The sequence below is a fragment of the Stenotrophomonas sp. STEN014 genome, from assembly GCF_056760315.1.
Genome location: NZ_JBRREN010000013.1, coordinates 16,991 through 29,008, shown reverse-complemented (window position 1 = coordinate 29,008; position 12,018 = coordinate 16,991). Strand labels below are relative to the sequence as shown.

The following is a 12,018-nucleotide window of genomic DNA, read 5'->3' as shown; positions in this document are numbered from 1 at the left end:
GGGCCTGGTCGCGGGTATGGACGGGTACCAGGGCCAGAACCCCGGGGGCGGTGTGCTGCTGTGCGGGGCGAGCCTGGCGGTGTGCGATACTCATGGGGTTCCTCTTGAACCGGTGGGCGCGCCGCAATTGCGCGGCGCGCGGGGGTCAGGCGTCCTTGGCTTCGTGCGGCGCGGCGGCCGCGGCGGCGTCGTGACCGAGTTCGTATTCGGCGTCATAGTCCCACTGGCTGCCATCCGGATGCGCCGGGCCACAGGAAATCGACACCGCGCCCTGGTCGGCCGGGCCGACGATGCGACGGTTCATCGCAAACAGGTTGCGGCCCAGGTCGTTGCCGGCCGGCGCGGTATTGGCGGCGATGCCACGGGCCGCCCATTCGGCGGCGTCCACCAGCACTTCAAGGGTGCCGGCCTCGCCGTCCAGGCGGATGATGTCGCCCTCGCGCACGCGGGCGATGGGGCCGCCACGGGAGGCTTCCGGGGTGACATGGATGGCGGCGGGGATCTTGCCCGAGGCGCCGGACAGGCGGCCGTCGGTGACCAGCGCCACGCGTCGGCCCTGGTTCTGCAGCAGCCCCAGCAGCGGTGCCAGCGAATGCAGCTCCGGCATGCCGTTGGCGCGCGGGCCCTGGTAACGCACCACCGCAACGAAGTCCTGCGGCAGGGCGCCGGCGGCGTGCAGCTTGTTCAGCACCTGCGGCGCATCCACCACCACTGCCGGGGCCTCGATGGTGCGGTACTGCGGCTTGACCGCCGAGAGCTTGATCAGCGAACGGCCGATATTGCCCTTGAGCAGACGCAGGCCACCCTGTGCTTCGAATGGATTGGAGGCCGGACGTACCACGTCCTCGTCGCCACTGACCGCTGCGGCGGGGACGTAACGGACCTCGCCATCGAGCAGACGCGGCTCCTGGGCGAAGGCGCGCATCCCGCCCTCGGCGATGGTGACCAGGTCGTCATGCATCAGCCCGGCGTCCATCAGCTCGCGGAACACGAAACCCGGTCCGCCGGCGGCGGCGAAGCGGTTCACATCGGCTTCGCCGTTGGGGTAGACGCGGGCCAGCAGCGGCACGATCTGCGACAGCTCGTCCATGTCGTCCCAGGTCAGCACGATGCCCGCGGCGCGGGCCACGGCGATCCAGTGGATGGTGTGGTTGGTGGAGCCGCCGGTGGCCATCAGTGCGACCACCGCGTTGACGATGGCGCGCTCGTCGATGATGCGGCCGAGCGGGCGGAAGTCCGTGCCCAGCGCGCAGATCTCCAGCGCCCGTGCGGTGGCGGCGCGGGTCAGCGCGTCACGCAGCGGCAGTTCCGGATTGACGAACGAGGCGCCGGGCAACTGCACGCCCATCGCCTCGAGCAGGACCTGGTTGGAGTTGGCGGTACCATAGAAGGTGCAGGTGCCCGGGGCGTGGTAGGAGGCCGATTCGGCTTCCAGCAGCTCTTCGCGGGTAGCTTCGCCGGCGGCATAGCGCTCGCGGACTTCGGCCTTCTTCTTGTTGGGGATGCCCGGGGTCATCGGCCCGGCTGGCACGAACACCGCCGGCAGGTGGCCGAAGGCCAGTGCGCCGATCAGCAGGCCCGGCACGATCTTGTCGCACACGCCCAGGTAGATCGTGCTGTCGAACATGTCGTGGCTCAGGCCGATCGCGGTGGCCTGGGCGATCACGTCCCGCGAGAACAGCGACAGTTCCATGCCGCCACGGCCCTGGGTGACACCATCGCACATGGCCGGCACGCCGCCGGCGACCTGCGCAGTGGCGCCCAGTTCACGCGCGGCCTGGCGGATCTGCTCGGGGTAGTGCTCGAACGGCTGGTGGGCCGAGAGCATGTCGTTGTAGGAGGTGATGATGCCCAGGTTCGGGGTGACATCGGCACGCAGGCGGCCCTTGTCGGTCGGACCACAGGCGGCAAAGGCGTGGGCGAGATTGCCGCAGCTCAGGCGCGAACGGGACGGTCCGTCACGCAATGCCGCGTCGATGCCGGCCAGGTAGGCCGCGCGCGAGGGGGCGCTGCGCTGGCGGATGCGGTCGGTGATGGCTTGGATTTTCGGGTGCAGGCTCATTGGCTACCAGCTATGAGAGGGGCGCGGACAGCGCCCGGTGACAGGATGCGGCGACTGCGCAGGCGCGATCGTCGGCAGCGTGGTTGGCCCGGACCGGTACTCAGGCGCACCAGTGCACGCGCAGGCGCGGGCCCGGGGCGTTGATGGCGGCCAGTACCGGATAGCGGGCGACATCGTTGGATTCGAGAGCGGCATTGAGCACGTCCAGCTTCTGCTGGCCGCGCAGCAGCAACAGGCGCGCGCCGATCGGAGCGAACCCCTGCGGTGTCAGGGTGATACGCAGCGGCCAGCCATTGGCGACCGGACAGCCGGTGGCGTCCAACGCCGCATAGGTCTGGGTGCTGGCCAAGGCCCGCCCGAGATCGCGCGAACCCGGGAACAGCGAGGCGGTATGGCCGTCATTGCCCATGCCGAGCACCACCAGACAGGCCGGCTGGCTGTGCTGGGCCTGCAGATTGGCGTCGTGCACGCACTCGGCCAGCGGCTTGCCGATCCGCACCAGCGGATCGAAGTGCGCACCTTCGGCATGCTTGAGGAAGCTGTTGCGGACCAGCCAGGCGTTGCTGTCGCGGTCCTGCGGCGAGAGCCAGCGTTCGTCGGCCAGGCCGACCTCGACACGTGCCCATTCCAGCGGCAGCTCGGCCAGCGTTTCATAGACCGGTGCCGGGGTCGTACCGCCGGACAGCAGCATGCGTGCGCGCCCGCGTTGCTCGATCTCGTGGGCCAGGACCGTTTCCATCTCCTTGGCAACACCGTCGGTCCAGGCCTCGGGATTGGCGTGGCGAACCAGCGTGATACGGTCGGAAACAGCGGCGTTCATGCGACAACTCCTTGAGTGTGACGGGCCGCGTCCACGGCATAGGCGGCAGCGCCGAGCAGTCCGGGGCAGGGGTGGATGATGGCCATTGACGGTACCTGCGACATGGTCGCGGTGAACCGGCCCTTGCTTTCAAAGCGCTGGCGGAAGCCCGAATGCCGCAGTGAATCGAGCAGCCGTGGCACCAGGCCGCCGGTCAGGAATACCCCGTCCCATGCGCCTTGGACCAGCACGGTATCGCCGGCCACCGCGCCGAACACTTCCATGAACACCTCGATAGCGCGCACAGCCAGCGGATCACCGGCCTGGGCGCGTTCGCTGATCTGTTCCGGCCGCAGCAGCCCCGGGTCATTGCCGGCCATTTCGCTGAGTGCGCGGTGGATGTTGACCAGGCCCGGGCCACAGACCAGCCGCTCGTTGGAGACACGGCCGAACTGTGCCGAAAGGATTTCCAGAATCCGGATCTGTTCGGGCGAGGCCGGCGCAAAGCTGGCGTGGCCGCCCTCGGTAGGCAGCGGATAGTTGCGGCCATCGCGGACCACCAGCGCCCCCACGCCCAGGCCCGTGCCCGGGCCGATCACGCAGTAGGTGCGCGACTGGCCGGCGGCGCCCGGCTGCCAGCTGGCACCGCCGATCTGGGCGACATCCTGCGGCTGCAGCAGTGCCACGGCCATGGCCTGGGCAACGAAGTCGTTGACCAGGTGCAGCGAATGGAAGCCCAGCTGCGCGGCGGTGCGGTCACGGGAGATCACCCACGGATGGTTGGTGATCCGGGCCTCGTCACCATCCACCCGACCGGCCACCGCGAACACCCCGCTGCGCGCTTGCGCGCCCTGTTCCTGCAGATAGTGGGCTGCCGCATCCGCCAGTGACGGGAAGGCCGTCACCGGGTAGGCACGGATGCTGCTCTGGTCCAGCGGGGCCCCGGCGGTGATGTCGGCCAGCGCAAAGCGCGCGTTGGTCCCGCCGATATCGGCCACCAGGGTCAACTCCGCCGGTGCCGTCACTGTGCTGCCTCCGCAGACTTGGCGGCCATATCTTCGGGCAGGAAATCCAGGGCCTGCGCCGGGCCCCAGCTGCCGGCCGCGTAAGGCTCCATGGGCAGGTCGGCCGCTTTCCAGGCATCGGCAATGCTGTCGATCCAGGCCCAGGCCGCCCGCACTTCGTCATCGCGCACGAACAGGGCGTGGTTGCCGTTGAACGCGTCCAGGAACAGGCGTTCGTAGGCGATGCGGCGGTGCAGTCCGGTGGGAACGGACAGCTCCAGCGACAGCGGCTGCAGCTCCAGCGCGCCCCATTCCGGGCCGGCCAGCGAGCTCATCAGACCGAGCTGGATGTTCTCCTGCGGCTGCAGCTGGAAGGTGATGCGGTTGGGCATGGCGTTCTTGCGATCCGGGCGTTCGAACACCCAGTGCGTGACCGGCTTGAGATTGACTTCGATGCGGGTGGTGCGCTCGGGCAGGCGTTTGCCGGTAACCAGATGGAACGGGACACCTTCCCAGCGCCAGTTGTCGATATGCGCGGTGACGCCGACAAAGGTCTCGGCCTCGCTGCCTTCCGGCGGCTGGTAGGCCTGGACCGGCTGGTCGTTGATGGTGCCGGCGGTATAGCGGCCGCGGACGCTGTCCTTGGCCGCATGCCTGGCGCTGAGCGGGCGCAGGGCGCGCAGCACTTTGACCTTCTCGTCGCGGATGCGGTCGGCTTCCAGGGATGCCGGCGGCTCCATCGCCACCAGGCACAGCAGCTGCAGGATGTGGCTCTGCACCATGTCGCGCATCGCGCCGGAGCGGGAGTAATAAGAGTCACGGCCATCCACGCCATCGCTTTCGGCGACCAGGATGTGCACCGACTCGATGTAATTGCGGTTCCACACCGCCTCCAGCAAGGTGTTGCCGAAGCGCAGCGCCATCAGGTTCTGCACCGCCGCCTTGCCGAGGTAGTGGTCGATGCGGAAGACGCGGTCCTCGTCGATCAGCTTGCCGATCGAACGCAGGATTTCGGCGGCACTGGCCGAGTCCGAGCCGATCGGTTTTTCCAGCATCAGCCGGTTCGGTGCCGCCAGCGCGCCGCCCAGGGCCAGCCCTTCGCAGGTGGAGATGTACAGGCCCGGCGGGATGGACAGGTTGCTCACGCATTTGCGGTGCGCCAGATCCTTGACCGCTTCGGCCACCGACTCCGGGTTGCGCAGATCCACTGAGCGATAGTCGATGCGCGCGAGCAGGCTGTCGATGTCGTCCTGGCTGGCATGCGGCACGGCCTGTTCAAGGCGCGGGCGCAGGATGTCGTGGAACTTCGCGGTATCGTGCGGCGACAGCGCCAGTGCACGTACGCGGAAGTCCTCGGGAAGCAGGCCATCGCCCAGCAGGCGCAGGAGGGAGGGGAACAGATAACGCTGGGCCAGATCGCCTGTGGCACCGAACAGGAAAAGGGTGTCGTGCATGGTTCGAGTTTCGTGTGCGGGTGACATCGTTGTCAATCGTTGTTCATCGGGCCGCACCACATGCGGGCGGGTATGGAAATGCAGGCTGGCACGGGCAGTTGCGGCGTGCACGGCACCGTGCGCAGGGCGATCTGGCTGGGCGATTTCGCCCGCGGACTTCGGGTCCGCCGTTCACGCTGGGAAGCCAGGTGATGGTGCCATATGAATATGCTTAACGGGTGCACGGTTTCCGATGTATACGATTGCAGGGTACGGGCGCTGGATGGTTTTGCCTGTGCTGGAGGGCTGCCGCGAGGTGGCGGTGACGGGTTCGGCAGCGAGGTGGCGATGGCCAAGGTCCGGTTTGACGGGGTGCGCAAGGTCTACGACAACGGCCAGGTGGCGGTGCACGGGGCCAGTTTCGATATCGAAGATGGGGAGCTGATGGTGCTGGTGGGGCCATCGGGCTGCGGCAAGTCCACCCTGCTGCGGATGGTGGCCGGGCTGGAAGAGATCAGTGCCGGCAGGTTGAGCATTGGTGATCGTGTGGTCAACGACGTGGCGCCGAAGGATCGCGACATCGCCATGGTGTTCCAGAACTACGCGCTGTATCCGCACATGACCGTCGCCGAAAATCTGGCCTTCGGTCTGAAACTGCGTGGCCACGGCAAGGCCGAGGTGCAGCGAAGAGTGCAGGGCGCGGCCGAGGCGCTCGGCCTGGCGGCGATGCTGAACAAGCTGCCACGCGCGATGTCGGGCGGACAGCGGCAGCGCGTGGCGCTGGGGCGGGCGCTGGTACGCGAGCCTTCGGTGTTCCTGCTGGATGAGCCGCTCTCCAATCTGGATGCCAAGCTGCGTCACTCGGTGCGCACCGAGATCGCCCAGCTGCACCGCAAGCTGGGTACCACCATGATCTATGTCACCCACGACCAGGTGGAGGCGATGACGCTGGGGCAGCGCATCGTGGTGCTTGATGAAGGGCGGGTCCAGCAGATCGATACGCCAATGGCGCTGTACCAGCGGCCGGCCAATCTGTTCGTGGCCGGGTTTTTGGGCAGTCCGGCAATGAATATGCTGCGTGGGCGGCTGAAGTCGTCGTCCGTGGATGGCCTGGCGCTGGAACTGGCGGACGGGCCGCTGCTGCCGCTGGGCGGGCTGACGCTGAGTCCGGGCTGGTTTGGCACGGAGATCGTGGTGGGCGTGCGCCCCGAGCATCTTCAGCCCAGTGAAGCGGTAGGGCACTTCAGTGCCGTGGTCGAGGGGGTGGAGCCGGTCGGCAACGAGATCTTCGTCAACCTGCGCCATGGCGCGCAGCCGCTGGTGATGCGGGTGGCGCCGCAGCCGCTGCCGGCGCCGGGTGAGCGGATGGAGGTCGCGGTCACTCCGGCGGCCTTGCACTTCTTTGATGCCGGTACTGGCCAGCGGCTGGAACGGGTGCCGGGGTGATCAGCGGGCCAGACCGTCCAGCAGCTCCAGCCGCGCGGCGTCCTCACCATTGATCCGTAGTGCGGCTGGCGGCAGCTCCAGTGGCAATACCGCCAATGCCAGTGCGCCGGCACAGCTGACCACGGTGCCGACGCTGGCATCCTTCGCGCTCACGCTGTCGCCGGGCGAGGGGGCGGCAGCGGTGTGCAGCAGCGCCAGCGAGCGCTTGGCCTTGCCCAGGAAGTGGGTGCGCGCCACGATTTCCTGTCCCGGGTAACAGCCCTTCCTGACGCTGTAGGCATTGAGCCGGTCCAGCCCGAGTTGCTGCGGGGTCCATTGCTCGCGCTGCGTGTCGATCAGGCGCGGCAGGCCCAGGCGCAGGTCGGACTGGCGCCAGGCCAGCTCTTCTGTTGCACTGGCCTGCTGATCGCCACTGGCTGCGCCAAGGCGCAGGCTCCGGGGCAGCTGCGGCGTACCCACATCCAGCTCCAGGACACCGCCTTCAAGCTGCGCGATCTGCGCACCGGTGGCCTGGGCCGGTGCTTGGAAGGCGCCGCTCACGCAGGGGGGGGCTTCCGTCGTCAGGGTGACTTTGCGGCGGAAGACGAAGCGGCGCAGTTGCTCGGCCATGGCTTCCGCACCGCCGTCATGACAGACCAGCAACAACTGCCGGGCATCCACGCGCAACAGCTGAAACGCAGCAGCCACGCGGCCTTTGGCCGTCAGCCAGGCGTTCCATTGCCAATGGCCGTCATCGAGCGCGACCACGTCATTGGCGAATTGGGCTTGGGCGAAGGGGATCGCATCGGGGCCGGCAAGACGCAATACCTGCGGCTGGGCGAGCATGCGGAAACCGTTGAAAACAGGGGCGAGGTTGTCAGACACGTGACTGGGGACTAAAATTTGTGCGTTGCGAGACCAACAATGATAGGCCAAACAACCCCCACTCCCGAGACCGAAACTGAAGCCCCGCAGGCACCGGAGAAGCAGCCGCTTCCCGAGGCTGACGCGGTGCCGCAGGAAATCGGTGGTCGCGGCGGACTTGATCCGGTGCGATACGGGGATTGGGAGAAAAACGGGCGCTGCATCGATTTCTGAGCAGCGTACAGCCAACGCGGCATTCCGCCGCCCAGCCGAGATACGAGTCAGCGAATGGCGAACAGACCCCGCCCCCTTTCTCCGCACCTGCAGGTGTATCGCTGGCAGATCCAGATGGCCACCTCGATCCTGCATCGAGCTACCGGCATCATTCTGGCTGTCGGCGCCCTGATCATCGCAGGCGGTTTGCTCGCCCTGATGATGGGCCCTGAGTCCTGGAGCTGCTTCACCTCCCATGCCGGCGCTTGGTACGGCAAGCTGATCCTGTTCGGTTGGACCTGGTGCTTTGCCTACCACCTGTGCAATGGCATCCGGCACATCGTGCAGGACTTCGCCATCGGCTACGCCAAGCCGACCTTCATCCGCAGCAGCTGGGTGTCGGTGATCGCATCGCTGGTCATCACCGCGCTGATCTGGGCCTACGTCTGCATGGGAGCTGCCGCATGAGCAAGTACCGCACCCCGCTCAAGAATGCCCGCGGCCTTGGCAGCGCCAAGTCCGGCACCGAGCACTTCATCCACCAGCGCCTGACCGCAACCGCACTGGTCGCCTTGACCCTGTGGTTCCTGTGCTTCGTGCTGAGCCTGATGAACGCCGACTATGTCACCGCCGTGGCTGCCGTGGCCAAGCCGTGGAATGCCATGCTGCTGGTCGGCTTCCTGGTGGCCATGTTCTGGCACGCGCAGCTCGGTCTGCAGGTCGTGCTGGAGGATTACATCCACAATTCGCTGCTGGCCCTGGCCCTGCAGACCACGGTGAAGTTCGTTGCCGTGATCGGCGCGATCGTCAGCATCTTCGCGGTTGCCCGCGTTGCGCTTGGGAACTGATACATGTCCGCTTACAACATCACTGAACACAAGGTCGACATGGTGGTCGTCGGCGCCGGCGGCGCCGGCCTGCGCGCGACCTTCGGTCTGGCCCAGAAGGGCCTGCAGACCGTCTGCATCACCAAGGTCTTCCCGACCCGCTCGCACACCGTGGCGGCGCAGGGCGGCATCTCCGCCGCACTGGCCAACATGGGCGAGGACGACTGGCGTTACCACTTCTACGACACCATCAAGGGCTCCGATTGGCTGGGTGACCAGGACGCGATCGAGTACATGTGCCGCGAGGCCATTCCGGCGATCATCGAGCTGGAACACTACGGTGTGCCGTTCTCGCGTACCGAAGACGGCAAGATCTACCAGCGTCCGTTCGGTGGCATGACCACCAAGTACGGTGAAGGCCCGTCCGCGCAGCGCACCTGCGCCGCGGCCGACCGTACCGGCCACGCGATCCTGCACACCCTGTACCAGCAGTCGCTGGCGCACAACGCGCAATTCATGATCGAGTACTTCGCGCTCGACCTGATCATGGACGAGGAAGGCGTCTGCCGCGGCGTGCTGGCGCTGGACATGGCCGAAGGCACCCTGCACCTGTTCCGTTCGCAGGGCGTGGTGCTGGCTACCGGCGGCTACGGCCGTGCCTACTTCAGCGCCACCTCGGCGCACACCTGTACCGGTGACGGCGGTGGCCTGGTGGCCCGTGCCGGCCTGCCGCTGCAGGACATGGAGTTCGTGCAGTTCCACCCGACCGGCATCTATGGCGCCGGCTGCCTGATCACCGAAGGTGTGCGAGGCGAGGGTGGCATCCTGCGCAACAGCAGTGGCGAGCGTTTCATGGAGCGCTACGCGCCGCATTACAAGGATCTGGCATCGCGTGACGTGGTGTCGCGTTCGATGACCATCGAAATCCGCGAGGGCCGCGGCGTCGGCGAGCACAAGGATCACATCCTGCTCGACCTGACCCACCTGGGCCCGGGCGTGATCGACGAGAAGCTGCCGGGTATCGCCGAAAGCGCCCGCATCTTCGCCGGCGTCGACGTGCACAAACAGCCGATCCCGGTGATCCCCACCGTGCACTACAACATGGGTGGCATCCCGACCAACTACCACGGTGAAGTGGTGCGCAAGGTCGGCGACAACCCCGATGCGGTCGTGCCGGGCCTGTATGCCATCGGTGAAGCCGCATGCGTTTCGGTGCATGGTGCCAACCGTCTGGGCTCCAACTCGCTGCTGGATCTGGTGGTGTTCGGCCGTGCCGTCGCCAACCGCTGCGCCGAGACGATCAAGCCGGGTGCATCGCACAAGACCCTGCCGTCCGATGCCTGCGACAAGGCGCTGGGTCTGCTGGACAAGCTGCGCCACGCCAATGGCGATACGCCGACGGCGGTGATCCGCGACAACATGCAGCGCACGATGCAGGCTGACGCGGCCGTGTTCCGCACCAGCAAGACGCTGGAAGAAGGCTGCCAGAAGATGGCGCAGGTGTTCGATTCGTTCCAGGACGTCAAGGTTTCCGACCGCTCGCTGGTCTGGAACTCGGATCTGATCGAAACCTACGAGCTCAACAACCTGCTGCTCAACGCTGTGGCCACGATCAACTCGGCCGAACAGCGCAAGGAAAGCCGCGGTGCCCACGCGCACGAGGACTTCCCGGACCGCGACGACGTCAACTGGCAGAAGCACACGCTGGTCACCGTCGACGAAAAGGGCAAGTGCAGCTTCGACTACCGTCCGGTGCACATGTACACGCTCAGCGATGACGTGTCCGTGGTGCCGCCGAAGCCGCGCGTCTACTGATCCGGGGAACTACGAAAATGGCTGAATTTGCACTCCCGAAGAACTCCCGGCTGACCAAGGGCAAGCACTTCCCCGCCAAGAGCGGTGCGAAGAACACGAGGACCTTCAAGATCTACCGCTGGAGTCCGGATGACGACCAGAATCCGCGGACCGACACCTACGAGATCGATCTCGATGCGTGCGGCCCGATGGTTCTGGACGCGCTGATCAAGATCAAGAACGAGATTGATCCGACCCTGACCTTCCGCCGCTCCTGCCGCGAAGGGATCTGTGGTTCGTGCGCGATGAACATCGATGGCACCAACACGCTGGCCTGCACCCGCGCCATCGCCGATTGCGGCAAGGCCGAGGTACCGATCTACCCGCTGCCGCACATGGACGTGGTCAAGGATCTGGTTCCGGACCTGACCCACTTCTATGCGCAGTACGCCTCGATCAAGCCGTGGATCCGTACCCAGACCCCGGCGCCGCCGGACCGTGAGCGCCTGCAGTCGCCGGAGGACCGCAAGAAGCTCGACGGCCTGTACGAGTGCATCCTGTGCGCCTGCTGTTCGACCAGCTGCCCGAGCTACTGGTGGAACGGCGAGCGTTACCTGGGCCCGGCGATCCTGCTGCAGGCTTACCGCTGGATCATCGACTCGCGTGACGAGGACACCGGTGCGCGTCTGGACGACCTGGAAGATCCGTTCAAGCTGTACCGCTGCCACACGATCATGAACTGCGCACGGACCTGCCCGAAGGGCTTGAACCCGGCCTTGGCCATTGCCGAGATCAAGAAGCTGATGATGGCGCGCCGCGCCTGATCCAGCGGTTTTCCGCCAGGCAACCGTGCCTGGCGACTTTGGCGGCACCGGCCTTTGGGTCTGGTGCCGTCTTCGTTTCTGCCGTGGACTGGCCACGGCTTGCAGGACAGGTGGATGATGAGCCCGGAAGAAGAAATCGAGCTGAAGAAGCTGCGCTGGCGCTGCCGACGCGGCATGCGCGAGCTGGACCAGCTGTTCGGTCGCTATCTGGACCGCTGCTGGGTGCAGGCGCCGGCAGCAGAACGCGTGGTTTTCCTACAGCTGTTGGAGACCGAAGACGATAAGTTGTGGCGCTGGTCCATGGGCTACGAGGCTTGCCCCGATGCGCAACTGGCACAACTGCTCGACAAGATCCGCGCCTTGCCGGTGTGAGTGGCGGCCATCGCGCTGGCAGGCGCTGGTGATGATGGCGCTGGGCCTCGGCGCGGCCATCGCCTTGATGGACTGCGCGTTGCCGCGCCTGTATGCGGCGCCCGCGGCGTTGTGCGTATTGGCCGTCTGCGTGTGGCGCTGTCGTTGCGAGCTGCGGCGCCCGCCGCGTCATCTGCTGGTTCCTTGCGCGCCATCGCCGGTGCTGGTGGACGGCGCGCCGGTCACCGCCGTGGAGTTGCTCGAGCGCGGGCCGCTGACGCTGCTGCGCTTCAGGCAGGGCCGCCGCCGCGGCAGCTGTCTGTTCTGGCCCGACACGTTGGATTCCGGGCAGCGACGTGAACTCCGACTGGCCGTTCGTACCCATGCCGTTTCCCGCGACGCGCCGACGGTGGCACCATAGC

Annotated in this window: 13 protein-coding genes; 8 read left to right on the top strand and 5 right to left on the bottom strand. The window is 66.7% G+C overall.

The window, feature by feature from the left end; genetic code table 11:
- Positions 1–145: 145 nt before the first annotated feature.
- The 4 genes from edd to zwf form a co-directional block, all read right to left on the bottom strand.
- Entirely contained in the window at positions 146–2,062 is a 1,917-nt protein-coding gene (edd, locus tag ACVOMC_RS15020) for a phosphogluconate dehydratase (RefSeq protein WP_057505991.1), read from the bottom strand.
- A gap of 100 nt (positions 2,063–2,162) precedes the next feature.
- Positions 2,163–2,882: a 6-phosphogluconolactonase gene (locus tag ACVOMC_RS15015; RefSeq protein WP_481524589.1), complete on the bottom strand. Its 720-nt coding sequence runs from the start codon at positions 2,880–2,882 to the stop codon at positions 2,163–2,165.
- The gene (gene glk, locus ACVOMC_RS15010) at positions 2,879–3,886 is read right to left on the bottom strand and encodes a glucokinase (RefSeq protein WP_481524588.1); all 1,008 of its coding nucleotides are present in this window, start codon (positions 3,884–3,886) and stop codon (positions 2,879–2,881) included. The genes ACVOMC_RS15015 and glk overlap by 4 nt, the downstream gene beginning before the upstream one ends.
- Positions 3,883–5,319: a glucose-6-phosphate dehydrogenase gene (gene zwf, locus ACVOMC_RS15005; RefSeq protein WP_481524587.1), complete on the bottom strand. Its 1,437-nt coding sequence runs from the start codon at positions 5,317–5,319 to the stop codon at positions 3,883–3,885. The genes glk and zwf overlap by 4 nt, the downstream gene beginning before the upstream one ends.
- A 327-nt stretch (positions 5,320–5,646) precedes the next feature.
- Between zwf and ACVOMC_RS15000 the strand changes: the two genes are divergently transcribed.
- On the top strand, positions 5,647–6,744 hold the full coding sequence (locus ACVOMC_RS15000) for an ABC transporter ATP-binding protein (RefSeq protein ID WP_481524586.1): 1,098 nt from the start codon (positions 5,647–5,649) through the stop codon (positions 6,742–6,744).
- Here the strand turns inward: ACVOMC_RS15000 and ygfZ are convergent, their stop codons facing one another.
- Entirely contained in the window at positions 6,745–7,608 is an 864-nt protein-coding gene (ygfZ, locus tag ACVOMC_RS14995; protein ID WP_481524585.1) for a CAF17-like 4Fe-4S cluster assembly/insertion protein YgfZ, read from the bottom strand.
- A 39-nt stretch (positions 7,609–7,647) separates the two neighbouring features.
- On the opposite strand from ygfZ, the gene ACVOMC_RS14990 reads away from it, so the two are divergent.
- The 7 genes from ACVOMC_RS14990 (at position 7,648) to ACVOMC_RS14960 (ending at position 12,017) form a co-directional block, all read left to right on the top strand.
- Complete coding sequence (locus ACVOMC_RS14990) at positions 7,648–7,821, top strand: DUF1674 domain-containing protein (protein WP_083468406.1); 174 nt, start codon at positions 7,648–7,650, stop codon at positions 7,819–7,821.
- Positions 7,822–7,875: 54 nt separating this feature from the next.
- Positions 7,876–8,268 carry a succinate dehydrogenase, cytochrome b556 subunit gene (sdhC, locus tag ACVOMC_RS14985; protein ID WP_481524584.1) on the top strand — a complete coding sequence of 131 codons (393 nt, stop codon included), beginning with the start codon at positions 7,876–7,878 and terminating at the stop codon, positions 8,266–8,268.
- Positions 8,265–8,648, top strand: a complete 384-nt coding sequence (gene sdhD / locus ACVOMC_RS14980) for a succinate dehydrogenase, hydrophobic membrane anchor protein (RefSeq protein WP_054657944.1) — start codon at positions 8,265–8,267, stop codon at positions 8,646–8,648. Before sdhC ends, sdhD begins: the two co-directional genes overlap by 4 nt.
- 3 nt (positions 8,649–8,651) lie before the next feature.
- The gene (sdhA, locus tag ACVOMC_RS14975) at positions 8,652–10,442 is read left to right on the top strand and encodes a succinate dehydrogenase flavoprotein subunit (RefSeq protein ID WP_054657942.1); all 1,791 of its coding nucleotides are present in this window, start codon (positions 8,652–8,654) and stop codon (positions 10,440–10,442) included.
- Positions 10,443–10,459: 17 nt separating this feature from the next.
- A complete protein-coding gene (locus tag ACVOMC_RS14970) occupies positions 10,460–11,245 on the top strand; it encodes a succinate dehydrogenase iron-sulfur subunit (protein WP_054657940.1) in 786 nt (261 codons plus the stop codon).
- Between the two features lie 117 nt (positions 11,246–11,362).
- Positions 11,363–11,617, top strand: coding sequence for an FAD assembly factor SdhE (locus ACVOMC_RS14965; RefSeq protein WP_481524583.1), 255 nt, complete (start codon positions 11,363–11,365; stop codon positions 11,615–11,617).
- Between the two features lie 31 nt (positions 11,618–11,648).
- On the top strand, positions 11,649–12,017 hold the full coding sequence (locus ACVOMC_RS14960; RefSeq protein WP_481524582.1) for a hypothetical protein: 369 nt from the start codon (positions 11,649–11,651) through the stop codon (positions 12,015–12,017).
- Position 12,018 lies beyond the last annotated feature (1 nt).